The sequence below is a fragment of the Mesorhizobium sp. L48C026A00 genome, assembly GCF_000502375.1.
GTDB lineage: Bacteria > Pseudomonadota > Alphaproteobacteria > Rhizobiales > Rhizobiaceae > Mesorhizobium > Mesorhizobium muleiense.
In genome coordinates, this window is record NZ_AYWU01000019.1 from 33656 (window position 1) to 59713 (window position 26058).

Annotated in this window: 22 protein-coding genes and 1 pseudogene; 18 read left to right on the plus strand and 5 right to left on the minus strand. The window is 63.8% G+C overall.

Annotation, left to right across the window (positions count from 1 at the left end; all coding sequences use genetic code 11):
• Positions 1–100: 100 nt before the first annotated feature.
• From msrA to X738_RS68210, 3 genes are all read right to left on the minus strand, one after another.
• Positions 101–841 carry a peptide-methionine (S)-S-oxide reductase MsrA gene (gene msrA / locus X738_RS68200; RefSeq protein WP_023801427.1) on the minus strand — a complete coding sequence of 247 codons (741 nt, stop codon included), beginning with the start codon at positions 839–841 and terminating at the stop codon, positions 101–103.
• 106 nt (positions 842–947) lie between these two features.
• On the minus strand, positions 948–1226 hold the full coding sequence (locus X738_RS68205; protein ID WP_023801428.1) for a hypothetical protein: 279 nt from the start codon (positions 1224–1226) through the stop codon (positions 948–950).
• 629 nt (positions 1227–1855) lie between these two features.
• Positions 1856–2905 carry a TadE/TadG family type IV pilus assembly protein gene (locus X738_RS68210; RefSeq protein WP_023801429.1) on the minus strand — a complete coding sequence of 350 codons (1050 nt, stop codon included), beginning with the start codon at positions 2903–2905 and terminating at the stop codon, positions 1856–1858.
• A 164-nt stretch (positions 2906–3069) separates the two neighbouring features.
• Between X738_RS68210 and lepA the strand changes: the two genes are divergently transcribed.
• From lepA to X738_RS68235, 6 genes are all read left to right on the plus strand, one after another.
• Positions 3070–4875, plus strand: coding sequence for a translation elongation factor 4 (lepA, locus tag X738_RS68215; protein ID WP_023801430.1), 1806 nt, complete (start codon positions 3070–3072; stop codon positions 4873–4875).
• 103 nt (positions 4876–4978) lie between these two features.
• Positions 4979–5185 carry a hypothetical protein gene (locus X738_RS85000; RefSeq protein ID WP_023801431.1) on the plus strand — a complete coding sequence of 69 codons (207 nt, stop codon included), beginning with the start codon at positions 4979–4981 and terminating at the stop codon, positions 5183–5185.
• Positions 5186–6128: 943 nt separating this feature from the next.
• Entirely contained in the window at positions 6129–6755 is a 627-nt protein-coding gene (locus tag X738_RS68220) for a CDGSH iron-sulfur domain-containing protein (protein WP_023801433.1), read from the plus strand.
• Between the two features lie 255 nt (positions 6756–7010).
• A complete protein-coding gene (locus tag X738_RS68225; RefSeq protein WP_023801434.1) occupies positions 7011–9038 on the plus strand; it encodes a hydantoinase/oxoprolinase family protein in 2028 nt (675 codons plus the stop codon).
• 166 nt (positions 9039–9204) lie between these two features.
• Positions 9205–11397 carry a malate synthase G gene (locus X738_RS68230; protein WP_023801435.1) on the plus strand — a complete coding sequence of 731 codons (2193 nt, stop codon included), beginning with the start codon at positions 9205–9207 and terminating at the stop codon, positions 11395–11397.
• Between the two features lie 141 nt (positions 11398–11538).
• Entirely contained in the window at positions 11539–12081 is a 543-nt protein-coding gene (locus X738_RS68235; protein ID WP_023801436.1) for a hypothetical protein, read from the plus strand.
• A gap of 61 nt (positions 12082–12142) precedes the next feature.
• Here X738_RS68235 and X738_RS68240 read toward each other — a convergent pair whose 3' ends face one another.
• Positions 12143–13675 carry a YifB family Mg chelatase-like AAA ATPase gene (locus X738_RS68240; protein ID WP_023801437.1) on the minus strand — a complete coding sequence of 511 codons (1533 nt, stop codon included), beginning with the start codon at positions 13673–13675 and terminating at the stop codon, positions 12143–12145.
• A gap of 182 nt (positions 13676–13857) precedes the next feature.
• Positions 13858–14799 carry a glutathione synthase gene (gshB, locus tag X738_RS68245; RefSeq protein WP_023801438.1) on the minus strand — a complete coding sequence of 314 codons (942 nt, stop codon included), beginning with the start codon at positions 14797–14799 and terminating at the stop codon, positions 13858–13860.
• Positions 14800–15165: 366 nt separating this feature from the next.
• On the opposite strand from gshB, the gene X738_RS68250 reads away from it, so the two are divergent.
• The 12 genes and pseudogenes from X738_RS68250 (at position 15166) to X738_RS68305 (ending at position 26023) form a co-directional block, all read left to right on the plus strand.
• On the plus strand, positions 15166–15933 hold the full coding sequence (locus X738_RS68250; protein WP_023801440.1) for an SDR family NAD(P)-dependent oxidoreductase: 768 nt from the start codon (positions 15166–15168) through the stop codon (positions 15931–15933).
• Positions 15930–16883 carry a 2-dehydro-3-deoxygalactonokinase gene (locus X738_RS68255; protein ID WP_023801441.1) on the plus strand — a complete coding sequence of 318 codons (954 nt, stop codon included), beginning with the start codon at positions 15930–15932 and terminating at the stop codon, positions 16881–16883. Before X738_RS68250 ends, X738_RS68255 begins: the two co-directional genes overlap by 4 nt.
• A complete protein-coding gene (locus X738_RS68260) occupies positions 16880–17521 on the plus strand; it encodes a 2-dehydro-3-deoxy-6-phosphogalactonate aldolase (protein ID WP_023801442.1) in 642 nt (213 codons plus the stop codon). The genes X738_RS68255 and X738_RS68260 overlap by 4 nt, the downstream gene beginning before the upstream one ends.
• A complete protein-coding gene (locus X738_RS68265; protein WP_023801443.1) occupies positions 17518–18399 on the plus strand; it encodes an SMP-30/gluconolactonase/LRE family protein in 882 nt (293 codons plus the stop codon). Before X738_RS68260 ends, X738_RS68265 begins: the two co-directional genes overlap by 4 nt.
• Positions 18400–18494: 95 nt before the next feature.
• Positions 18495–19565 carry a hypothetical protein gene (locus tag X738_RS68270; RefSeq protein WP_023801444.1) on the plus strand — a complete coding sequence of 357 codons (1071 nt, stop codon included), beginning with the start codon at positions 18495–18497 and terminating at the stop codon, positions 19563–19565.
• 105 nt (positions 19566–19670) lie between these two features.
• Positions 19671–20339 carry a helix-turn-helix domain-containing protein gene (locus X738_RS68275; RefSeq protein ID WP_031255768.1) on the plus strand — a complete coding sequence of 223 codons (669 nt, stop codon included), beginning with the start codon at positions 19671–19673 and terminating at the stop codon, positions 20337–20339.
• 29 nt (positions 20340–20368) lie between these two features.
• A pseudogene (locus X738_RS68280) lies at positions 20369–21437 on the plus strand (extracellular solute-binding protein).
• A gap of 10 nt (positions 21438–21447) precedes the next feature.
• Positions 21448–22338, plus strand: coding sequence for an ABC transporter permease (locus X738_RS68285; RefSeq protein ID WP_023801446.1), 891 nt, complete (start codon positions 21448–21450; stop codon positions 22336–22338).
• On the plus strand, positions 22338–23123 hold the full coding sequence (locus X738_RS68290) for an ABC transporter permease (protein ID WP_023801447.1): 786 nt from the start codon (positions 22338–22340) through the stop codon (positions 23121–23123). The genes X738_RS68285 and X738_RS68290 overlap by 1 nt, the downstream gene beginning before the upstream one ends.
• A gap of 1 nt (position 23124) precedes the next feature.
• The gene (locus X738_RS68295) at positions 23125–24234 is read left to right on the plus strand and encodes an ABC transporter ATP-binding protein (protein WP_023801448.1); all 1110 of its coding nucleotides are present in this window, start codon (positions 23125–23127) and stop codon (positions 24232–24234) included.
• 24 nt (positions 24235–24258) lie between these two features.
• Positions 24259–25644, plus strand: a complete 1386-nt coding sequence (locus X738_RS68300) for an NAD(P)/FAD-dependent oxidoreductase (RefSeq protein ID WP_023801449.1) — start codon at positions 24259–24261, stop codon at positions 25642–25644.
• 25 nt (positions 25645–25669) lie between these two features.
• Positions 25670–26023: a cupin domain-containing protein gene (locus X738_RS68305; RefSeq protein ID WP_023801450.1), complete on the plus strand. Its 354-nt coding sequence runs from the start codon at positions 25670–25672 to the stop codon at positions 26021–26023.
• Positions 26024–26058: the final 35 nt, after the last annotated feature.

Here is a 26058-nt window from a genome sequence, read left to right on the forward strand (position 1 = left end):
TCGGAATCCACCATTTTCGGCGCGGCCTGACCTGGTACCTCACCACACCTGACGCCGACATGCGTCCATTAGGACGCACCAGGTACACACTGGCAAAAGATCAGCTCTTGTTGCCGGCCAGCACCAGCACCGGCTTGTCGCTGTAGAGGTCTGGAAACAGCGTCTTCAAATTCTCGACCTTGGGCAGGTCGTTGTAGACGATGTAGGGATAGGTCGGGTTCAGCGTCAAAAAGTCCTGGTGGTAGTCCTCGGCCGGATAGAATTTTTTCCCGGTCTCCAGCGTGGTCACGATCGGCTCCGGAAACACCTTGGCCTTGTCGAGCTGGGCGATATAGCTCTCGGCGATCTTCTTCTGCGCGTCGTTTTCGGCAAAGATCGTCGAACGGTATTGGGGGCCGCGGTCCGGGCCCTGGTAGTTCAGCTGCGTCGGGTTGTGCGCGACCGAGAAATACACCTGCAGCAACTGGCCGTAAGTGACTTTGGACGGCTCGTAGATGATCTCGACGGCCTCGGCATGCTCGGTCCGGCCGGTGCCGACCGTCTCGTAGATGGCGGTGTCCTTGTCGCCGCCGGCATAGCCGGAGACGGCGCTGGTCACGCCCTTGACGTGCTGGAACACGCCTTGCACGCCCCAGAAGCAGCCGCCGGCGAAGACCGCCTTGGCCGCGCCGGCGGCGGGTTTTTCGTCCACCGCCGGCGGCGGGATCACCACCGCCGCCTCGGCCGAGATTGCCGGCGTCTGCCACAAGGCGGCGCCGGCCGCCGCGAGCATCAGCGCCGCAAGCGCGCCCCTGGCGACGTTCATCAATCGTTTCGCGGCGGTTTTTTCAATGCCGGTCATCTCTGATCTCCCTGCATGAGTTTAAGACTATACGACAGATAGGTCCGTCGCGGTCTCACATTGCCGTGCGGCGCGTGCACCGGCCGCGCCCGGTTCCGGACGCGGCCTACTTGGCCGTCCCCATCGCGTCGCAGGTCTTGGTCGCCTCGTCCTTCTTCATCGCGTCGGTTTCCATGGCAGCCTTGTCCATGCAGTCCTTCATCTCTTCGGCCGCCATCGGATCCGCGGGCTTCATCGCGTCGGTCGCCGGCTTCATGGCGTCAGTCGCCATCGCACCGGCCGGCTTCATCGCATCTTCGGCGCGCGCAACGCCGCCGGCAAAAAGCGCCGTCGAGCAAAGCGCCAAGGCAAGTGCCGGCAAGGTCAGGCGGGTGAGGTTGGTCATGATGGTCTCCAGGTTGGTGGCGCGCCGGAATGGCGATCACATCAGCTCTTCGCAGCCGCCTGGGCTTTCGTTACAGCCATCACCGCTTCGTGATCGGAAGGCTCGTTGTTTTTGCAACGCTGGATATTGGCGAAAGCGGGTGCGACATCCAATCTCCCTCCTTGTGGGGGAGATTGGCAGCTCAGGCGCCTGCCCCTATTGCGTAAGCACTGTTTGCGAAGGCCGCTGATTGAAGTCGCNCGTTGTTTTTGCAACGCTGGATATTGGCGAAAGCGGGTGCGACATCCAATCTCCCTCCTTGTGGGGGAGATGTCCGGCAGGACAGAGGGGGGCGACGTAAAGCGCGGCGAGGCAGCCCTTGCGTGCAGTGGCCTCGCTCCCTAATGCCAGGTTAATGCATCGATAACCGGAGAGGCGGTCGAATCTCCTGGCAACAGGGGTGGATCACGGCGGCGGGATTTTCGATCTTGGCAAGGCCGCGGGACAGCGCCCCCCTCTGGCCTGCCGGCCATCTCCCCCACAAGGGGGGAGATTGGCAGCTCAGGCGCCTGCCCCTATTGCGTAAGCACTGTTTGCGAAGGCCGCTGATTGAAGTCGCNGGGGGAGATTGGCAGCTCAGGCGCCTGCCCCTATTGCGTAAGCACTGTTTGCGAAGGCCGCTGATTGAAGTCGCACTTGCCGGTCACGGTGTAGAAGAAGTCGGCGTTGGACACCGGAGCCGGTACGGGATTGCCGCCGTCTTCCCAAGCCTGCTGGCTGGGTTGGCCGCACGGCACGGCGGTGAAGATGTCCACCAGTTTGCCGTTCGCGACTTCAACGCCGTCGATGTACAACCGGTTCGATGTGTTTGCGTCATTCGACTTGAGCTTGGGTGTTTGGGCCGATGGCACATCCATCTGCAGATACAGCACATCCATCAGGCTGACGTCGATCACCGCGCCGGCGCCGTTCGCGGGGTACATAGTGTTGGTGCAGGTGGTCAGGTATTTCTTGTTGCCGCTCGTCTGGGTAATCGCCCCGGTAGGCAGGCCGTTAAAATTCTGCACCGTCTTGGTCGTGCATTTCTGTTCCTGGACCTTCGTGCTCGTCGCTCCGTTGACCGTATACACTGTCGACGTGCCGTAGCCTTTCGGATCACCAAAATTGTTGTAGACATAAGTGATCTTCATCAGCGGATTGATCGCCGTCTCGGTGAATTTCGTGCCGTAGAGCGTCATTGTCTTGTTCCAATGGCCCGAAACCTTGTCGACCTTGAACGTGGTCTGCACCAGCGCCGGCCGCTTGCGCACTGCCGACGCGACGCCGATCTGCACCGTGTCGACGTGGGCGATCTGCATGAAGTTCGTCGGCATGGCAAACTTGGCCGAAGCATCGATGCTGGCGGTGCCGTCGGCGGCGACGACGAAGCTATCGAGCTTGGCGGTGCCTTGCCCGCTATTGGCCGTAAACGACTCCTGCAGTTTCACCTGACGGTCCGCCAGTGACGTGCTGGTTGGCAGCGTCGTGATCGACAGCGTCGCGGCATCGAGCGCATTCTGCATCGATCCCTTGGTCGCAACGGCTGAGTTGTAGTCGATTGAAAAGCCCAGAGCGGCACACATCGGGATAAGCATGATGGCGAGTATCGGCGCGAGGGAGCCGCTCTCGGAATTGAGAAAATGACGTCCAGATTGTGGCATTGCTTGGCCCCCCAAACGGTGACAGCTCCTGGCCTGTCACGCAGGGCGCGAACTATGCCCTAATCTGATGGACCAAAGTTTAACGGCTTTGCGTCCGCCGGCGGCTTATGCGCCGCGCCCGCCGCCGCTTGCCCGGGCAAGCTGCCCCTGCTAAAGCGCGCGACATGACCACGCCGATCAAGAACATCCGCAATTTCTCCATCGTCGCCCATATCGACCATGGCAAATCCACGCTTGCCGACCGGCTGATCCAGTCCACCGGCGGGCTGGAGCTGCGCGACATGAAGGAGCAGGTGCTGGACTCGATGGATATCGAGCGCGAGCGCGGCATCACCATCAAGGCGCAGACGGTGCGATTGAAATACCGCGCCAACAATGGCGAGGATTTTATCCTCAATTTGATCGACACGCCCGGCCATGTCGACTTCGCCTACGAAGTGTCGCGGTCGCTCGCCGCCTGCGAGGGCTCGCTGCTGGTCGTCGATGCCTCGCAAGGCGTCGAGGCGCAGACATTGGCCAATGTCTACCAGGCCATCGACAACAACCACGAGATCGTCGTGGTGCTGAACAAGGTCGACCTGCCGGCCGCCGAGCCCGAGCGCATTCGCGAGCAGGTCGAGGAGGTGATCGGCATCGACGCCTCCAACGCCGTGCTGATCTCGGCCAAGACCGGCCTCGGCATCCCCGACGTGCTGGAGGCGATCGTCAACGATTTGCCGCCGCCGCGCGAGGGCGACATTGCTGCCCCGCTCAAGGCGATGCTGGTCGACAGCTGGTACGACGCCTATCTCGGCGTCATCGTGCTGGTCCGCATCATCGACGGCGTGCTGAAGAAGGGCCAGACCATTCGCATGATGGGCACCGGCGCCAAGTACCTGGTCGAGCGCACCGGCGTCTTCACCCCGGCCCGCATCAATGTCGACGAGCTCGGCCCCGGCGAGTTCGGCTTCTTCACCGGCTCGATCAAGGAAGTCGCCGACACCCGCGTCGGTGACACCATCACCGAGGACAAGCGCCAGACGGCACAGGCCCTGCCCGGCTTCAAGCCGGCGCAGCCGGTGGTGTTCTGCGGCCTGTTCCCGGTCGACGCCGCCGATTTCGAGGATCTGCGCGCCGCGGTCGGCAAATTGCGCCTCAACGACGCTTCTTTCTCATACGAAATGGAAACCAGCGCCGCGCTCGGCTTCGGCTATCGCTGCGGCTTCCTTGGCTTGCTGCATCTGGAAATCATCCAGGAGCGGCTGGAGCGCGAGTTCAACCTCGACCTCATCGCCACCGCGCCCTCGGTCGTCTATCGCTTGGCTCTGAACGACGGCACGACGAAGGAACTGCACAACCCGGCCGACATGCCCGACGTGGTCAAGATCCAGGCGATCGAGGAGCCGTGGATCCGCGCCACCATCCTCACCCCCGACGAATATCTCGGCGGTATCCTAAAACTCTGCCAGGACCGGCGAGGTATCCAGGCCGATCTGTCCTATGTGGGCAAGCGCGCCATGCTGACCTACGATTTGCCGCTCAACGAAGTCGTGTTCGACTTCTATGATCGCCTAAAATCGATCTCCAAGGGCTACGCCTCCTTCGACTATCACCTGACCGACTACAAGGAAGGCGACCTGGTTAAAATGTCGATCCTGGTCAACGAGGAGCCCGTCGACGCGCTGTCGATGCTGGTCCACCGCACGGCGGCGGAAAAGCGCGGCCGCCAGATGTGCGAGAAGCTGAAGGAACTGATCCCGAACCATCTGTTCAAGATCCCGATCCAGGCGGCAATCGGCGGCAAGGTCATCGCCCGCGAGACGATCTCGGCCCTGCGCAAGGACGTCACCGCCAAATGCTACGGCGGCGACGTCTCACGCAAGCGCAAGCTGCTCGACAAGCAGAAAGAGGGCAAGAAGCGGATGCGGCAGTTCGGCAAGGTGGATATCCCGCAGGAGGCGTTTATCCAGGCGCTGAAGATGGGCGATTGAGGTAGCCGGTCGGCGACCGCGCGAAGCGCGGCGCCGAGACATCGATCCGGTGGATAGATATTTCTGATAAGATCGTTGTCCGGAGACTGCATAGGAGGCCACGATGGCTACTGAGTCGAAGGAGAAACAGTACCAGAACTTCAAGCATGCCGCCCGCAAACTGAAAACCGACGAGTCCGAGGAAAACTTTGACCGCGTGTTGAAGAAGGTGGTGACCGCAGTCCGCCACGCATCAGACTGTGCGGTGAACTCGGCCCCGGCGTATCCACCGGGGCCTTGTGACTGCGGCGTAATCAAAGCTCGACGATGATCCCGAGCTTCATTGCTTTGTCGCCACGTTTGTAACCATCGCGCGGGCCGCTGAACGACACGCCATTGTGTGCGGCGCTGACTGCTCTATCTATTCTGAACAGCTTCCATTCAGTGTGCTCATGCGAGGCACTTGCGCCGGACACCTGATATGCGCGTAAGAGAGTCTGCCCGTCCCTACCGTGGCCTAGTGCGTGCGGTTCAATGACTCGAAGGCCGGGATCGTACACGAGATGTACAAGGAGTCTGTTTCGGATTGCATGTTCAAGGGTCGGTATCATTGTCGTCACCTTCTGACGTTGTACACGTCGTCAGGCTTGACACTGCGAGCCAAAAGACTCAGAACACTCTTGCAAGGGAGTGCAGCTTCCGCGCCTGACGACCATCATCTGCGGAACCTGAACTTTAGAAACCGTCGCTGGGTACCAGCCTGCGACGGTTTCGTTTTTCAGGCGTCAACACCCTGCATGACGCCGGGACATGGTCCCCGTCAAGTTGTTTTCCCCGCCTTTATTCCGGCCTCTACTTGGCACGTTAAAAGCCATATTGAATCATAGGCTTAGAGGACGTTACGGCGGTATCCTTTTTCGGATAGCTTCGGCTGTATACTTTATCGGCTCAAAAACAGGTCAAAACCGGCCCTGAAATTCGAATCACTAGCTGATTGGAGCCATTCCCCTCCGGCTGGGTAGCACCTAGTGCGATATCAGCCGAGCGATAATGGCTTCGTCTGGTTCGTTGTCGGTGAAATCCTGAAAGACCAGCTTGGCGTGTTCCGCCCAACGCTCTTCAGCCAGGTTTAGCTCTTTGACCAACTTCCGGAATGGATGCCTTCACGCCCCTCTCTGTCCTGCCGGACATCTCCCCCACGAGGGGGGAGATCGCTACTTGACGCCCTTCGCGCAGCAGCCTTAGCCTGCCCGCATCCACAGGAGATCCCACCCATGGCAGGCACGGTCGAAGGCGAAAAAATCGATGTCGGCTTTTCCGGCCGGCGCTGCATCCATTCGCGCAATTGTGTGCTTGGCGACCCGCATGTGTTCGTGCCCAACGCGAAGGGCCAATGGATCCATCCCGAGGCGGCCAGCGTCGAGAAGATCGTGGCGATCGCCGAAAGCTGCCCATCGGGCGCCATCACCTACATCAGAAAGGATGGCGGGCCGCAGGAACAGCCGCCGGTGGTCAACACCGTGCGCATCAGGGAAAACGGCCCGCTGGCGCTGCATGCCGAGATCGTGCTCGACGGCGAGACGTCTTTTCGCGCCACGCTGTGCCGCTGCGGCGCTTCGGAAAACAAGCCGTTCTGCGATGGCAGCCACACCAAATCAGGCTTTACCGCCACCGGCGAGCCGGCGCTGAAGGACACGCCGGCGCTGGACGCGAGGAATGGCCCGCTCACCGTGACGCCGACCAAGAACGGCCCGCTCAAGCTCGAGGGCAATCTCGAAATCGTCACCGGCACCGGCCACACGGTCGACCGCACCCCACGCACCTTCCTCTGCCGCTGCGGCCATTCCGCCAACAAGCCGTTTTGCGATGGCAGTCACAAGCGCGTGGGGTTTGTGGGGTAGCTGGCCTTGGAATCTCCCCCCTCGAGGGGGAGATGGCCGGCAGGCCAGAGGGGGTAGCTGCGCATCAAGCGCCGACTCTTCTTTCGCCCTAAAAGAGCTTGGCACTCGACGCGAAGCGACCCCCTCTGTCGCCTTCGGCGACATCTCCCCCTCGAGGGGGGAGATTAGGTGCCGTGGCCCAGCGCTCGCGGCTTTATCCGCCGTTCCGTATCAGCTAAGGGGCGGGGACGAAATTCCCCGGACCGCTGCCAGAATATGACCGCCAAGACCAAATCCTCCCCCCTGTTCCTCGGCATAGACACCGGCGGCACCTATACTGACGCCGTGCTGTGGTCGGAAGCCGGCGGCCCTAACGGCAAAGTGCTGGCCAAGGCCAAGGCGCTGACCACCCGCCACGATCTGGCGGTCGGCATTTCGGGCGCGGTCGATGCGGTGCTGCAAAAAGCCGCCACCGATCCGGCAGCAATAAAACTGGTGTCGATGTCGACGACGCTTGCCACCAACGCGCTGGTCGAGGGTCAGGGCGGCCGCGTCGCGCTGGTGATGATCGGCTTTTCCGAGGGCGACCTTGCCCGCGACGGGCTGAAGGCCGCACTTGGCACCGACCCTGTCGTGTTCTGCCCCGGCGGCCACGATGTCCACGGCAATGCGGCAAAACTCGATCTGTCCGGGCTGGAGGCAGCGCTGCCGGAACTCGGTGCCTCGGTGTCCGGCTTTGCCGTCTGCGCCTATTTCGCCACTCGCAACCCGGCGCATGAGCTAAGCGCGCGGAACCTGATCCGCGGCATAACAGGCCTGCCGGTCACCGCCAGCCACGAGCTTTCGGCCAAGCTCGGCGGCCCGCGCCGGGCGCTGACGACGCTGCTCAACGCCAGGCTGATCTCGATGATCGACCGGCTGGTGGCGGCGACCGAGGGCTTTCTTGCCGCGCGCGGCATCGCCGCCCCGCTGATGGTAGTGCGCGGCGACGGCGCGCTGGTTTCCGCCGCCTTCGCCCGCCAGCGGCCGATCGAGACGATTCTTTCAGGCCCGGCCGCCAGCCTTGTCGGCGCTCGCCACATGACCGGCCTCGACAATGCAGTCGTCTCCGACATCGGCGGCACCACCACCGACGTTGCCGTGCTCGACCGGGGCCGTCCCAGGCTTGACCCGGAAGGCGCCACCGTCGGCGGCTTCCGCACCATGGTCGAGGCGGTCGCCATGCGCACCTTTGGGCTCGGCGGCGATTCCGAAGTGACGCTGGAGGACGGCGCGCTCAACCCAAGAATCCTGCTCGGGCCGCGCCGCCTGGTGCCGCTGGCGCTGGCCGGCATGATGCATGGCGAAGCGGTGACCGTCGAACTGGAACGCCAGATCCGCGCGGCCAACCCCAGCCGCATGGATGGCCGGCTGGCGGTCAGGACCGGCGTGCCGGAGCGGCTGGCTGCCGGCCTGACCGGCGCCGAGGCCAAGCTTTATGAGCTGATCGGCGCGACCCCGCTCGCCGTCGACCGGCTTTTGACATCAAATGCTCAGAACGCCACCTTGAACCGGTTGGTGTCGCGCGGGCTGGTGCATGTCGCCGGCTTTACGCCGTCGGACGCCGCCCATGTGCTGGGCAAGCAGGCCAACTGGGATGCCGCCACGGCTCGGCTCGGTGCCGAGCTGTTCGCCCGCAAGCGCGACGGCCGCGGACAGGCGATCGCCGCCACGCCGGAGGCGATCTCGGAACGGGTGCTGACCACACTGACCCGGCTGTCGGCGGAAGTCATCCTCGAAACCGCCTTTGCCGAGGACGGGCTGGATGGCGCGGCGACCGTGGCGCACGCGCTGGTCCAGCGCGCCGTCGATTCCCATCCCGGCATCGCACGGCTGAGCGTCGCGCTCGACCGCCCGGTCATCGGCCTCGGCGCCTCGGCGCCGCTGCATTATGCCGGGCTGCCACCGCTGGTCGGCCATGACTGCGTGGTGCCCGAAGATTCCGATGTCGCCAATGCGCTCGGCGCCGTCGTCGGCCAGGTCAGGGTTTCGGCGGAGGCGCGCGTCAGCCAGCCCCAGGAAGGGCTGTTTCGCGTCGCCTCAGGCGAAAGCGTGCGCGACTTCAATGACGAGGCGGCGGCGATCGCGGCAGCGGAAACCGATGTCCGCGCCATTGCCGCCGGGCGGGCCAGGGACGCCGGCACCGACAGCGCCGAAATCGAGATCGCCAGCGAATTCCGCGTCTCGACCGTCGAGGGCCAGCGCATGTTTATCGAGGCGCATGTGGTGGCGGTGGCGTCGGGCAGGCCAAGGATCGCGGTATAGGGCGCCTTGTGGGAGAAGGGGGAGCCGCATCAGCCTGCGTCAACGCAAAGGGTGAGGCGTCATTCGAAATAGAAGCGAATTGCCTACCTTCACCCTAAGCTGAATTGACCCTGCCACCTTGACATGTCAAAGGCCCGGCCAAAGCCTTTCGTCTGGAGAAGCCCCGATGACCGATCGCGTCGAAATCGCCGGATTGCGGATTGCCCGCGAGCTTTATGATTTCGTCGTGAACGAGGCGCTGCGGGGCACCGGCATTGCAGCCGACGCCTTCTGGACCGGCTTCTCGGCCATTGTGCATGATTTGGCGCCGAAGAACCGGGCTCTGCTCGCAAAGCGCGACGCGCTGCAAGGCCAGATCGACCAGTGGTATCGCGACAATGGCGCGCCCAGCGACATGGATGCCTACAAGGATTTCCTGAGGGAAATCGGCTATCTCGTGCCGGAAGGGCCGGCCTTCTCCGTCACGACGGACAATGTCGACCCCGAGATCTCGGTGGTTGCCGGGCCGCAATTGGTGGTGCCGCTGATGAACGCGCGTTACGCGCTGAACGCCGCCAATGCGCGCTGGGGCTCGCTCTATGATGCGCTCTACGGCACCGATGCCATTCCCGAGATCGACGGCGCCGAGAGGGGCGCCAGGTTCAATCCCGAGCGCGGCGCCAGGGTCATTGCCTGGGCGAAGGGTTTTTTCGACGATTCGGTCCCGCTGACGACCGGCAAATGGGCAGGGGTGAACGGGCTTTCCGTGGCCAACGGCATGCTGCGGCTGGGCGAGGGCGCCGGCGCCACCACGCTCGCCGATCCCAAACAGTTTGCCGGCTATCGCGGCGACGCCGATAATCCCGAAGCCGTCCTGCTCACCCGCAATGGCCTGCATATCGAGATTGTGATCGACCGCAGCAACCAGATCGGCAAGACCGATCCGGCAGGCATTGCCGACGTCGTGCTGGAATCGGCGCTGACCACCATTCAGGACTGCGAGGATTCGGTCGCGGCGGTCGATGCGCAGGACAAGGTTTTGGTCTATCGCAACTGGCTCGGCCTGATGAAGGGCGACCTTGCCGAGGAGATCACCAAGGCCGGCAGCACGTTTACGCGAAAACTCAATCCCGACCGGTCGTACACCGCGCCTGATGGGGGCACGCTGTCCCTGCCCAGCCGCTCGCTGATGCTGATCCGCAACGTCGGCCACCTCATGACCAATCCGGCGATTACGGACCGCGACGGCAACGAAGTGCCGGAAGGCATTATGGATGCGGCGATGACGGCGCTGATCGCGCTGCACGATGTCGGCCCGAACGGACGACGCGCCAATTCCCGCGCGGGCTCGATGTATGTCGTAAAGCCCAAGATGCACGGGCCGGAGGAAGTCGCCTTCGCCGTCGAGATATTCGACCGTGTCGAGGCGCTGCTCGGCATGGCGAAAAACACCATCAAGATGGGCATTATGGACGAGGAGCGGCGCACCACCGTCAACCTCAAGGAGGCGATCCGCGCCGCCAAGGATCGCGTCGTCTTCATCAACACCGGTTTCCTCGACCGCACCGGCGACGAGATCCACACCTCGATGGAAGCCGCCCCGATGATCCGCAAGGGCGACATGAAGCAGGCCGCCTGGATTGCCGCCTACGAAGCCTGGAACGTCGACACCGGGCTGGAATGCGGGCTGGCCGGCCGCGCCCAGATCGGCAAGGGCATGTGGGCGATGCCCGATCTGATGGCGGCGATGCTGGCGGAAAAGATCGCCCATCCCAGGGCCGGCGCCAACACCGCCTGGGTGCCGTCGCCGACAGCGGCGACGCTGCACGCCACCCACTACCACAAGGTCGACGTCGACGCTGTGCAGGCGGCGCTGAAGAGCCGCCCCAAGGCAAAGCTCGACGACATCTTGTCGGTGCCGGTAGCGGTGCGGCCGAACTGGTCGCCGGAGGAGGTCCAGAACGAGCTCGACAACAACGCGCAAGGCATTCTGGGCTATGTCGTGCGTTGGATCGACCAGGGCGTCGGCTGCTCGAAAGTGCCTGACATCAATGACATAGGCCTGATGGAGGACCGCGCGACGCTGCGCATCTCCTCGCAGCACATCGCCAACTGGCTGCATCACGGCGTGTGCACCTCAGACCAGGTGATGGAGACGATGAAGCGCATGGCCGGCGTCGTCGACCGCCAGAACGCAGGCGATCCGCTCTACCGGCCGATGGCCCCTGACTTCGACAAGTCGATTGCCTTCCTCGCCGCCTGCGACCTCGTCTTCAAAGGCCGGGTCCAGCCCAACGGCTACACCGAGCCGGTGCTGCACGCGCGGCGGTTGGAGCTGAAGGCAAAGGAAAGACCCTCGATAGCGCGCACAGAGTTCTAGTATAACCCGACGGATATTAGCAATTGCTAAAACATCGTTGTCCCGGTGCACGCGATCTGCTACGATTTAACCACCGACAAACGGCTCTGGGAGGCCGTGCGTCCGACATCATGCACAAGAACTCAAAACCGGAGAACGGCCATGACACGGCTTCTGACGGTCGCTGCCCTTGTGGCGGCGGGCAGTTTGGTTGCGATGCAAGGCGCAGCCGCCGATGACGCTGCGATGATCAAGAGCGCTGAATCCGCCGCACCCCCCGCTGTATCAAGCGGCGCTGCGATCCACGCCATGGATGAGAAGGGTGCAATGCGCACACTGCGCGAGGGCACAAACGGCTTCTGGTGCATGCCGGACAACCCGGCCACACCTGGCCCGGATCCAATGTGTGGAGATGCCAACGCGATGGAATGGGCGATGGCGTGGATTGGAAAAAAGGAACCGCCCAAGGGCAAGGTCGGCTTCCTGTATATGCTGGCAGGCGGCACCGATGGCAGCAACACCGATCCTTATGCGACAAAGCCCGAGGAAGGCAACAATTGGGTGGAGACCGGACCGCACGTGATGATCGTCAACGCAACGGACATGATGCAGGGCTATCCGGCTGACCCCAAACCTGACACGTCCAGGCCATATGTGATGTGGGCGGGCACTCCCTACGCACATCTCATGATCCCGGTTAAGTAGCTGCCGCGGCGGGCCGGGCCGGTCACCCTCCCTCAAGGGACCCTCAAGGGGGAGGGGAACGTCACGCCGCCTGCGCCATTCGCTCCGAGCTCATGCGGTACGAAATCGCCTCGGCCAGATGGATGCGGCCGACAGTCTCGCTGGCCTCGAGATCGGCCAATGTCCGCGCCACCTTTAGCACCCGGTGATAGGCCCGCGCCGAAAAGCCGAGCTTTTCACTGGCATCCCTGAGCAGCGACAGGCCTGATGCATCCGGCATCGCGATCTCCTCGATGACAGAGGGGGAGCAGTGCGCGTTGGTGGTGACGGAGGTCGCGCCGAGCCGCTCGAAACGTTCGCGCTGGGTTGTCCGCGCGCGGGCCACGCGCAGCGCCACGTCGGCACTTTTCTCCGCCCGGTCCGGCCGGATCAGATCGCTGGCCGAGACCGCCGGCACCTCGATCCGGAGATCGATGCGGTCGAGCAGCGGGCCTGATATGCGCGCCTGGTAGTCGGTGCGGCAGCGGTCGCCGCGAAGGCAGCGATAGCCCGGCTCGCCGGCCATGCCGCAGCGGCACGGGTTCATCGCCGCGACCAGCTGGATGCGCGCCGGATAGGTGACGCGATGATTGGCGCGGGCGATCATGCAGTCGCCGGTCTCCAGCGGCTGGCGCAGCGCGTCGAGCGCCTGCGGCGAGAATTCGGGAAACTCGTCGAGGAACAGCACGCCGTGGTGGGCCAGCGAGGCCTCGCCCGGCCGCACGCGCAGGCCGCCGCCGACCAGCGCCGCCATCGAGGCCGAATGGTGCGGCGCGCGGAACGGCCGCCGGTCGGTCAGCTTGCCTTCACCAAGCTCGCCGGCCACCGAGGCGATCATCGAGACTTCGAGCAATTCCCTCGGCGCCAGCGGCGGCAGGATCGACGGCAGCCGCTGCGCCAGCATCGATTTTCCCGATCCTGGCGGACCGATCATCAACATGTTATGGCCGCCGGCCGCCGCCACTTCGAGTGCCCGCTTGGCGGTCTCCTGGCCCTTGATGTCGGCAAGATCCGGCAGGTCGCGCGCCGAGGCATGGATGCCGGCCTCCGGCCGCGACAGCACTTGCGTGCCGCGAAAATGATTGGCGATGGCGATCAGGCTGCGCGGCGCCAGAATGTCGAAATCCTTGCCGGCCCACGCCGCTTCCGGGCCGCAGGCGAAAGGGCAGATCAGGCCCTTGCCTTCGGCATTGGCGCCGATCGCCGCCGGAAGCGCGCCGGCCACCGCGGCGATGGTGCCGTCGAGCGACAGTTCGCCAAGCACGACGTAGCCGGCCAGCATGTCGCCTGGAATGGCGCCAAGCGCCGCCATCAGGCCAAGCGCGATCGGCAAATCGTAATGGCTGCCTTCCTTGGGCAGGTCGGCAGGCGCCAGATTGACGGTGACCTTCTTCGACGGCATCGACAGGCCCGATGCGTGCAGCGCCGCCTGCACCCGCTCCCGGCTTTCGGCAACCGCCTTGTCGCCGAGGCCGACGATGTGCATGTTGACCTTGCCCGGCGCGATCATCACCTGCACGTCGACCGGCACGGCCTCGATGCCCTGGAAAGCGACCGTGCGGACCCGCGCAACCATTTTTCTGCCCCCGGACATGGGCTCGCCCGAAGCCCATGCGATCATGCCGCGAACGGCGTCATCTGAGACAACCACAGATTTTGCGCAAAGGCAAGAACATTACGGGAACAATCGAACGTTGTGCCTTGATGGCGCCGCATCGGCTACGGATCGGAAAGCCCCTGTTCCGCCAAGCATGGACGCTACTTGCGCTTGTCCTCAACCGCATCCCAGAACAGGCTGGCGATATCGGCGCCACCAAAACGCTCCACCTCGCGCACGCCGGTCGGCGACGTCACGTTGATCTCGGTCATGTAGTCACCGATCACGTCGATGCCGACGAGGATAAAACCGCGCTCTTTCAGCGACGGGCCGATGCGGGCGCAGATCTCGCGTTCGCGCTCCGTTAGTTCCGTTTTTTCGGCGCGGCCGCCGACATGCATGTTGGAGCGGGAATCAGTCTCGGCCGGCACCCGGTTGATGGCGCCGACCGGCTCGCCGTCGATCAGGATGATGCGCTTGTCGCCGGCTCGCACCTCCTTCAGATAACGCTGAACGATGTAGGGCTCGCGGAACATCTGGCCGAACATTTCGAGCAGCGAGGCGAGGTTGCGATCGGCCTCGTGAAGGTGGAAGATGCCGGCGCCGCCATTGCCGTAGAGCGGCTTGACGATGATGTCGCCGAACTCCCTGCGGAAGGCGGCAACCTCCTGGCTGTCCTTGGTGATCAGCGTTTCCGGCATCAGGTCGGGAAACTGGGTGACGAAGATCTTTTCCGGGCTGTTGCGCACCCAGGCCGGGTCATTGACCACCAGCGTCCTGGGATGGATGCACTCGAGCATATGCGTCGTGGTGATGTAGTTCATGTCGAACGGCGGGTCCTGCCTGAGCAGGACGACGTCCATCTCCGACAGGTCGGTCCGCACTTTCTCGCCGAGCGAATAGTGATTGCCCTTCTCGTCGCGGACCTGCATTTCCTCGACGCCGGCAAACACCTTGCCGTCGCGCAGCGACAGCCGGTCGGGCGTATAATGGAACAGCTGGTGGCCGCGCCGCTGCGCTTCCAGCGACAGCGCAAACGACGTGTCGCCGGCAATCGAGACGGTGGAAATGTGGTCCATCTGGACAGCGATTTTCAGGGGCATGGCGGATCTCCGGCGGATCGGATGGGCTGCTTGCCCTTACAACCTCCCCGGTCATCTGCCAATCGCGACATTTTGAGGATTGCCTGCTGGGCGTAGCTGAGGCGCAGGCGGAGCGCCTTGCCCAGTTCGGCTGCGCCGGCAGCAACGATTCCTGTTCGGCTGACGAGTGACTTGTCAGACATAAGCCCGCGAATTTGCTTTTTCTCCCTTGCTCCCCCGACCGGGCTGGCTAGGATGCGCGCCGACCGAGCCTACGGTGCCGCGCGTCCTTTTGGATGCGCAAACGACGCTGTAGCACTTTGATTTTGCGCATGATCCTTCCGAAAATCGAAATCGATTTTCGGGGTCATGCGCAGGGAGAAAAAAATGATGCCATCGGCGCGCTTTGCCGACCTTGAGGGCGCTTCGGTGCTGATTACCGGCGGCGGCTCCGGAATTGGCGCGGCGCTGACCGAGGGTTTTGCCCGCCAGGGGGCAAAGGTCGCCTTCATCGACATCGCCGACGCCCCGAGCCTGGCGCTGGCCGACCGCATCGAAAAGGATCTCGGCCGCCGCCCCCTCTATCTCAAGACCGACATACGCGACGTCGAGGCGCTGCGGGCTTCGGCCGCCAGGGCCGCAGAGGCGCATGGCGACGTCACCGTGCTGGTCAACAATGCGGCACTTGACGATCGCCACGCGGTAGAAGACGTCACTGTGGAGTTCTGGGACAACAACCAGGCGGTCAACCTGCGCCCGCATTTCTTCTCCGCACAGGCGGTGGCGCCGGGCATGAAGCGCGCCGGCGGCGGCTCGATCATCAACTTCACGTCGACGTCGTTCCTGATCAACCACCCCGACATGCCGGCCTATACCGCCGCCAAGGCGGGGATCGTCGGCCTGACCAAGGGGCTTGCCGGCAAGCTCGGCGCCGACGGCATTCGCGTCAATGCGATCGCACCCGGCTGGGTGATCACCGAGCGGCAGAAGCAGCTCTGGGTCACCGAACAGGCGCTCGCCGCCCACGTGGCCAAGCAATGCATCAAGCAGGTGATGCAGCCGGAAGACGTCGTCGGCACGGTGCTGTTCCTGGCGTCGGACGCTTCGCGCATGCTGACCGCACAGATGCTGATCGTCGACGGGGGCTTCCTGTGAACTCAGCGAGCAACGTGCCTTCTGTGGCCGCCGTCGATTGGGGCACCACCCGTCTCAGGGTCTGGCTGGTCGATGAGGCCGGAAATGTCCTCGCCGAGCGTCGCGGCGACGACGGGCTGATCACCGCGCAGGCGGCCGGGTTTTCGACCATCCTCGAAGGACATTTGGCGGCGATGGGCGCGCCGGAAGCGATGCCCGTGATCATCTGCGGCATGGCCGGCTCTCGCCAGGGCTGGCTGGAGGCGCCCTATGTCAGCGTGCCGGCGCCGATCGGCGCCATCCTTGCCGGTGTTGCGCGCGTTCCCGGCCAGCGCCGCGACATCCGCATCGTGCCGGGCCTTGCCCAGCGCCAGGCCGACGCGCCTGACGTCATGCGCGGCGAGGAAACGCAGCTTGCCGGCGCCGGTTTGCCGGCAACAAGCCGCCATCTCGTCTGCATGCCCGGCACCCACTCCAAATGGGTGCTGGTCGAGGACGGCGCCGTTGCCGGTTTTGGCACCTGGCCGACCGGCGAGCTGTTTTCGGTGCTGGCGGCGCATTCGATCCTGCGCCATTCGCTGGGCGAGCAGCCCAAGCCGGTTGCACCAGGCAATCCGTTTTTCCAGCGCTGGTGCGAGATCGCGCTGGCCGAGGGCGGCGATGTCATATCGAGGCTGTTCTCGATCCGCGCTGCGGGCCTATTGCAGGACCTGAAACCCGACGATGCCGCTGCTTGCCTGTCCGGCCTGCTGATCGGCGGCGAGATCGCCTCGGCCAGCCGCCGCTATCGAAAAGGCGCGGCGTCGATCGTGCTGGTCGCATCCGGCGCGCTCGGCACCCTCTACACTGAGGCGCTCGGTCTTGCCGGGCTTGCGGTGAGAGCCGTCGATGCCGACGAGGCGGTGCGTGCCGGCCTGATAGAGGCGGCGCGCAAAAATGGCATGATTGCTGGAAGCGGAGTTGCCGCATGACCGAGACCGCATCGTTTCCGAAGCTCGAGCGCGGGCTTGTCGCCATCCTGCGCGGCCTCAAGCCGGACGAGGCGGTGGCCGTCGGCCGGGCGATCTTCGAGGCCGGCATCGAAGCGATCGAAGTGCCGCTCAATTCGCCGGATCCGTTTGTCTCCATCGCGAGAATTGTTGAGGCGCTGCCGGCGACGGCATTGGTCGGCGCGGGGACTGTGTTGACCGCAGCCGATGTCGACGGACTGAACAAGGCCGGCGGGCGGCTGCTGGTCAGCCCCAACATCGATGCGGAGGTCATGGGTCGCGCCATGAATTACGGCATGGTGACGATGCCGGGCGTATTCACGCCGACCGAAGCCTTCCAGGCCATCCGGCTCGGCGCCTCGGCGCTGAAATTCTTCCCGGCCAGCGTGCTCGGCGCGGCCGGGATCGCGGCGATGCGCGCCGTTTTGCCGGCTGAGACGCTGGTCGGCGCGGTCGGCGGCGTGTCGGAGAAGGACTTTGCCGGCTACAAGGCGGCCGGTGTCAGCGTCTTCGGCCTCGGCTCCAGCCTGTTCAAGCCTAGTATGAGCGTCGACGAGGTGGCAACGCGGGCGCAGGCCGCAGTCGCGGCTTGGGACGCAGCGTTTGGAGCAGCGCCATGAGCGAAGCCATCATTTCGGTTTTTTCCGACCATGTCTGTCAACTCGGCGAAGGCCCGAGCTATGACCCCGCCACCGAAACGCTCTACTGGTTCGACATCGTCAACGGCCAGCTTCTGGAAAAGCCCCTGTCCGGCGGTGCCGTCAAAATCCACGAGCTTGGCCAAATGGCCAGCGCGATCGCCGTCGTCGACGACAAAAGACAGTTGATCACCACCGAAACCGGCCTGCATGTCCGCGACGTGGCGACCGGCAAAATGACGCTGCATACGGCCATCGAGGCCGACAATCCGGCGACGCGCTCGAACGATTCGCGCGTCCATCCCTGCGGCGCCTTTTGGGTCGGCACGATGGGCAAGGGCGAGGCAAAGGCCGCTGGCTCGATCTATTGGTTCTTCAGGGGTGAATTGCGCCGGCTCTATTCAGACATCACGGTGTCGAACTCGATCTGTTTTTCCGAAGATGGAACCGTTGCCCATTACACCGATACCAGCACCGGCCTGTTGATGCGCGTCGGCTGCGATCCGGCGACCGGCCTGCCGGCTGGCGAGCCAAAAATCTTCGTCGATCACCGCAAGGCCAAGGGCTATATCGACGGTTCGGTGCTCGATCGCGACGGTGTCCTGTGGAACGCCTGCTGGGGCGGCAGCGTCGTTGAAGCCTACGGGCCTGACGGCAAGCTCATCCGTTCGGTCGCGATGCCGGTGACGCAGCCGTCCTGCCCGGCCTTTGTCGGCAGGAATGCCGACCGGCTGGCGGTCACCTCCGCCTGGTCGGGCAAGGATGAGAAACAGCGCCTGCTGGATCCGCAAGCCGGCATGACGTTTCTGCTCGACATTCCGGTCAACGGCCGCTTCGAGCCGCGCGTGCTGATTGGCTAGGCTGACGTCGATTTCGCGAAAGCCTGATACATCCGCCATGCGAGAGTAGGCAGTCGCGCTGCCAGGCCCGTTCATCGCCAGGAATCGTTGATGCCATGTCAAGCCGCAGGCCGAAGCTGATCCTAGTCTACGAGCCGGAAAACGCCTGCTTCGAGCGGCTGGTTGCTGATGGCCACGTGCCGGGGCGCGCCGCCGAAATCGCCTCCTATCTGGCGCAATCGACCGACATCGCCCCTGAGTTCGACGAGCTGGCCGCAGCCTGCCAGACGCGCGGCCTGTCCTTCGCGCCGGTGGCGCTCGACGATGCCGCAAATCTGCTTGCCGGTGAGGATCCGAAGACGACGCTGGTGTGGACGCTGACCGACGGCATCGCCTATTTCCGTGGCGGTGCGGCGCCGGCGCTGGCAAGGCTGAACGGCCTGAAGCTGCTCGGCGCCGATGATGCGCTGTTTGCGCTCTGCCAGGACAAGTTCCGCTCCGGCGCCGTGCTCGGCGCACTCGGCCTGCCGGTGCCGCAATCCGGTTTGGCACGCGACGGACGCTGGCTGGTCGAGCCACCGGCTTCGCCAGCCGGCTGGTTCGTCAAGCCGAGCCGGCTCGGCGCCAAGATTGGCATCTGGCCGGATTCGCGCAGCAGAGATCTCGGCCACGCGCTTGAGCTTAGCCGGCGCGTCTTCGCTGCCTATCGCGACGATGTCGTCGTGCAGCCCTACGTCACCGGGCGCAATGCGCGCGCCAGTTTTCTCGGTCTGAATCCGGACACCGGCGTCGAAGCACTCGGCATCGTCTTTGTCGAGTCGGGAAGTGATTTCCAGACAATGGAAGACAGCCTGGCGCTCTACGGCGACACCGGCGAGGCTGCCAGGGCGGCGGGAACATATGCCGAGCCGGTGCTGCTGCCGGTTGCCGCCAGCCAGCCGCGAGCCGATGCAAGGATCCGACGGATCGCGCAAAGCCTGATCGCCGGGCTTGGCCTGCGGGATGTGTTTTCCGTCGATTTCCGGATCGAAGCCGACGATAGCATCCACCTCATCGAGTTCGAGGTCTGCCCGGGCCTGCCTTGCTTCGATTTCCGCGCCTATTGCCGCACGCAATGGCAGATGGGCCTCGCCGATGCGATGGCCGCGACCGCCGCGAGCCGTTTTTTCGCCTCGCCCACGAAATGAGCAGCGCCCGCGTACCCAGCCGCGTACGGGCCAGGACCGTGCCTCGACAAACGGCTTGCGTTCCGACATTTCACTTAATAGGGTGTTAAGTGAAGGAGGCACTCGGTGAAAGTAGACCCTGCGACATTCCCGGAGTTGGCCGCGCTGGCGACGACGGAAGCCGGCAAGGCCAAGCATGTCGGCGGCCGGATCAAGGCCATTCGCATGGCCCGACGCATTTCGCTTCGCCAGCTGGCTGACATGGTCGGCACGACGGCGAGCTTCATCAGCCAGCTCGAGCGCAATCTGAGCGGCGCCAGTGCCAGCACCCTGATGCGGATCGCGGCAGCCCTGGATCTCGGCATCAACGAGCTGTTCGAGCAGACTGAAGGTGGGTTCCACAAGGTGCTTACCAGAGCCGACCGCCCCCTGCTGCCGATCAGCCACGGTTGCCGAAAGACGCTGCTGTCGCGTCGGCCGATCCATGAATTCGAGGTTTATTCGGGGGAGTTCGACGTCGGCGGCTCGACCGGCGACGACGCTTACACGCATGGCGGCAAGCACGAGATGTTCGTCGTCCTGAAGGGCACTGTCGAGTTGACGCTGGCAGACGAGCGCTTCGTCATGAACGAAGGCGACAGCATCGAATACGCCACCTCGACGCCGCATCGTACAGAGAATGTCGGCAAGAAGCCGGCGCAGGTGCTCTGGATCATCGCGCCCCCGACCAGTGGCGCGGCGGAACTCAATCGATACACGCCCGGACAAGGCTCGCAGCCGGACGGACCGAACTAATGCGGGTGCACATAAATGGGAGATTAGACATGAAGACCAAGATCGGACAGGTGGCCGCGCTCGGGCTGCTGATGATCACCACAGCAGCGCTTGCGCAGAGCAAGCCGGTGGCGGGCGAGGTGGCAGAGGGCTCGCTGAAGGGCAAGACGCTCACCTTCGTCTCGTATGGGGGCATTTATCAGGATGGTCAGATCGCCGCGCTGAAAGAGTTCGTCGACAAGTCAGGCGTGACGCTGCTCAGCGACGGGCCAACCGAGATCTCGAAATTGCAGGCGCAGGTCGAGTCCGGCAATGTCACCTGGGACGTTGTCGATAGGCGATTTCCCGCCCTACGTCTATTGCGGCAAGCTGTTCCAGAAGCTGGACTTCTCAAAGATCGATACGGCCAACATTCCGGAGGGCCAGATCAGCGAATGCAGGGTGCCGGCCATGAACTATGGCGTGGTGCTGATGTACAACACCGAAAAGTACAAGGATAACGCGCCCAAGAGCTGGAAGGATTTCTTCGACATCGAGAAATTCCCGGGCTCGCGCGCCCTGGAGGGCAGCGGCGATCTGTCCGGCGGCATGATCGAGCAGGCGCTGCTCGCCGCCGGCGGGTCGGTCGAAAACATGACCGTTGCCGATATCGACAAGGCTATCGAGAAGGTGAAATCGCTCGGCCCGGACACGATCTTCTGGAAGACCGGCGCCGATTCCCAGCAGCTCGCCGAATCCGGCGAAGCCGACATGATCGCGATGTGGACCGGACGTGCCATGACCGCGGTGAAGAACGGCGCGAAGTACACGCCGGCGTGGCAGGACTGGCTGGTGGTGATGGATCAGATGACCATTCCGATGGGCGTCAAGGACCCCGACGCGGCGCATGCGCTGATCAACGCCTATCTCGGCAAGAGCGCGCAGGAGACGCTTGCAAAAACCACCTCGTATACCCCGATCCACAAGGACGCGAAGCCCGAAGTGGACGAGATCACCGCGGCGTTCATGACCAACACGCCGGACAAGCTGAAGCTTGGCTATCAGCAGAACATCAAGTTCTGGGTGGAGAACTTCGAGGTGGCGAACGAAAAGTGGAATGGGTTGATGGCCGGCAATTAGGTCCGCCGCCGTGGCAACGAGAGCAATCGACAGCCGGGACACTGTTCCGGCTGTCACGGCAGACGGCCGGCGGCGCTGGTTTCGTGGACAGGCTTTCTGGCTCGTCGCGCCGGCGCTGCTGCTGCTCGTCATCTGCCTGGGCCTGCCGCTCGCCATCGTGACCTTGCGCAGCTTTTCCGAGCCGCAATGGGGATGGCAGAACTATGCCTGGTTCTTCGGCACACCGGTCAATCTGACGGTGCTTCAGCGGACCTTCGCGATCTCCGCCTGGGTGACGCTGGTATGTCTCATCGCCGGCTATCCCTATGCCTATGTGATGACCGCGGTCGGACCCAGGATGCGGCTCGTCCTCATCCTGTGCGTGCTGGTGCCGTTCTGGGTGAGCGGCGTGGTGCGCACGCTGGCATGGGTCATCCTGCTGCAGGATTCCGGCGTGATCAACTCCGTCATCAGGGCAGTCGGCCTCAGCCCGGTCAAGCTGATCCGCACGCAGACAGGCGTGGTGATCGGCATGGCGCAGGTGCTGTTGCCGTTCATGATCCTGCCGCTCTATTCGGTGATGAAGACGATCGACCTGCGGCTCATGCAGGCGGCACGGAGCCTCGGCGCGAGCCCGGCGCGCGCCTTTGCCCAGGTCTATCTGCCGCTCTCGCTTCCGGGCGTCTACGCGGGCGCCATCATCGTCTTCATTCTTGCACTCGGCTTCTACATCACCCCGGCGCTGCTCGGTGGTCCGCGGTCGACCATGCTCTCGACCCTGATCCAGAACCAGGTGCTCAGCCTACTCAACTGGGGCCGCGGCGGTGCGATGGGTGTGGTGCTGTTGATCGCCACCTTCGTCCTGCTCGCGCTCGCAGCGCCGCTGTCGCGTCAACCGCACAAGACGGGCTCGAGGCGCTGATGAAACAGCCCGGTCGAATCCTGCTCGGTCTGTACTGCCTGCTGGTCGCGGTCTGGCTGGTCGCACCGACAATCGTGGTCGTGCCGATGTCGTTCAACGACAAGAAGTCGCTGGCCTTTCCGCCATCCGGCTTTTCCTGGCAGTGGTACCAGAACTTTTTCACCAACCCCGAATGGTCGGCGAGCCTGGTCGGCTCCCTCAAGGTTGCCGTCGTCACGGCGCTGTTCGCCACCGTCATCGGCACGCTGGCGGCATTCGGCCTCGATCGCATGAAAAGTCGCGTCAGCGGCGTGCTGCGCGCGCTGCTGATCACGCCAATGGTCGTGCCGGGGGTGGTGCTCGCCGTCGGAATCTACGCGGTCTATCTCGATACGCGGTTGGTCGGCACCATGACCGGCTTCGTGCTGGCCCACACGATGCTCGCCGTTCCTTTCGTCATCATCGCCGTCTCCGCCAGCCTGGAAGTCTTCGACAAACGGCTGGAGACTGCTGCTGCCAGCCTCGGCGCGACCCGGCTGACGGCGTTCAGGACGGTGACCTTGCCGCTGATCGCGCCGGGCATCCTGTCGGGACTGCTGTTTGCGTTCGTGACCTCATTCGACGAGATCATCGTCGCGCTGTTCATCACCAGCCCGTATCTGAAGACACTGCCGGTCCAGATATTCTCGAGCTTCACCCGGGACGCCGACCCCACCGTTGCGGCAGTGGGCACGCTGCTCTTCATCGTGACGTCGCTAGTGATCGGGGCGGGGCTGCTGATCGGTTCGAGACAGGGAAAACGTTGACATGGCCTCACCAACGACCCGCGGCGCAGCCATAGATCTCAAATCCGTCAGCAAACACTATGGCAGCTTCATCGCCCTCGACAAGGTCTCGCTACGCATCGAGCCGGGGGAGTTCATGACGCTGCTCGGACCCAGCGGTTCGGGCAAGACGACCACACTCAACGTCATCGCCGGCTTCACCGAAGTCAGCTCGGGTTCACTTGATGTCGGCGACAAAAGCGTCATCGGCGTACCGGCGCACAAACGCAATATCGGCGTCGTCTTCCAGCACTACGCGCTGTTCCCGCATATGACGGTGAGCAGGAACGTCGCATATCCGCTGACCCTGCGCGGCATCGCCAATCCCGATCGCGCGGCCCGGGTGCGCAAGGCGCTGGACATGGTGAGGATGGCCGATTTCGGCCACCGCTTCCCCAGCGAGCTCTCCGGCGGACAGCAGCAGCGCGTCGCGCTGGCGCGTGCCATCGTATTCGACCCGCCGCTGCTCTTGATGGACGAGCCGCTCGGCGCACTCGACAAGAAGCTGCGTGAATGGCTGCAGCTCGAGATCAAACGGATCCACCGCGAACTGGGCACCACCTTCGTCTACGTCACGCACGATCAGGAGGAGGCCCTGGTCCTCTCGGACCGCATCGCCGTGTTCAACCAGGGACGCATCGAGCAGATCGGCACCGGTCGCCAACTCTACGACGAGCCCGAGACGTTGTTCGTCGGAAAGTTCGTCGGCGACTCGACGATACTGCGTGGTGCAGCCTCCACCTCCGGCAACGAGACCGCCATCGACGTAGCCGGACGGAAAGTGGCCGCCGCCAAACGCCTTGCCGACGGCGCCAAGCCGGTGATGCTGCTGCGGCCGGAGAAGCTGAGCCTCGCCAGGCGGGGAAAGGGCGGACAAGATCGAAACACCCTGCCCGGGCGCATCGGCGAGGCCATCTATCTCGGATCTGGCTCCAAATACGAGGTCGTGCTGGCCGACACCTCGAAGGCGATCGTGCGCTCGACGCTGGAGGCCGAGACCTTCGCCATCGGCGACGAGGTCGACCTCGTATTCGCGGGCAGCGACGTGAAGCTGCTGGCCGACGACGAAAACGCCGATTTCACGCTGACCTAAAATCCTGTCTGGGAAATCGCGACAATGGACGTGAAGAAGAACGGCGACGTTTCATTCTGGTATGCCGACATCGGCGGGGTGCCCGGCTATCGGCCGCCGCTGCAGGGCGATATCGTGGCCGACGTCTGTATCGTCGGGGCCGGCTACACCGGCCTTTGGACCGCCTATTATCTGAAGCAGGCAGCCCCGCATCTCAATATTGTCGTCATCGAGAAGGAGTTCGCCGGCTTCGGTGCTTCGGGGCGCAATGGCGGCTGGCTGTCCGGCGGCTTCTCTTGGTCGCGCGAAAAATATGAGGAGGCAACCTCGCGCGCTGGAGTCATCGCCATGCAGGCGGCAATGACGGGCACAGTGAACGAGGTCATATCGGTTGCGGAAGCTGAAGGCATCGACGCCGACATTCGTCGCACCGACGAACTGCTGGTCGCAATCAACGAGGCGCAGGAGCAGCGCGCCAAGGCGATGTATGCCCATGCCAGATCCTGGGCGCTGACCGACGAGCGCGTCGGGTATATCGATGCAGCCGAGATGCGTCGGCGCATAGCGGTACACAACGCCCGCGGCGCCTTCGTCATCAAGAAGGTTGCGCGGATTCAGCCCGCAAAGCTGGTGCAGGGGCTCGCCAGGGCAGTGGAGCGGCTCGGCATCCCGATCTACGAACAGACGACCGTGCTGTCGATCGAGAGCGGCAAGGTCGCAACCAACCGGGGCGTGGTGCGGGCCGAAAAGATCGTGCGGGCGACCGAGGGTTTTACCGCGGGAATCGCCGGCCACGAAAGACTGTGGTTGGCGCTCAACAGCGCCATCGTGGTCACCGAGCCGCTTTCCGACAAGCTGTGGAGCGAAATCGGCTGGGATGGCTACGAGGTGCTCGGCGACGCCGCGCACACTTACTGCTACGCCCAGCGCACCCGGGAAGGACGCATTGCCATGGGCGGGCGCGGGGTGCCCTATCGGTTCGGCTCGAAGACCGACGTTCGAGGCGTCACCCAGCAGGCGACGATCGACAAGCTGCATAAAATCCTGACGACGCTTCTGCCGCAGACCAAGGGGCTCAAGCTCGACCATGCGTGGTGTGGAACGCTGGGCGGGCCGCGCGACTGGTGCACGACGGTGGGCTTTGACAGGCAGACCGGAATAGGCTGGGCCGGCGGTTATGTCGGCCTCGGCGTTTCCACCTCGAACCTCTCGGGGCGCACTCTGCGCGATCTGCTGCTGGGCAACGACACCGAGTTGACGCGGCTTCCCTGGGTCAATCGAACCGTGCGCAAGTGGGAGCCAGAGCCGCTGCGCTGGCTTGGCGTCCATTCGATGTATCAGCTCTATCGAATTGCCGACGAGCGGGAAGCAAAGGGGCTGCCGCGCACGTCGCGGCTGGCCGCCCTGGCCGATCGCATCACCGGGCACTGAACCGCATCACTTCAGGAATTTAGCAATGATCGACTTCAAGACCTTCGCCCACCTGGCGCATATCGACCTCGGTGAGCCCCAGCCGAAGCCCACCTCGCTGGAAGGCGATCAGATGGAAGCAGCCAACACGCTTTGGACTTCCGAGGATGGCAAGATCGAAGTCGGTGTCTGGGAATGTTCGCAAGGCCGGTTCACCGCGCGCCGTGACACGAATTCCGAGATTTGCCACATCGTGTCCGGCCGCGTGACGCTGCACGGTCCTGGTGGCGCAGCCAAAGATGTCGGACCCGGCGAATTGCTCGTCCTGCCGCTTGGCTGGGAGGGCGAATGGACCATCCATGAGAAAACGCGCAAGCTTTACATCCTGCATTCGATCTGAACGCCGCGGGCACGTTCGCGACGGTACGGCAGTGG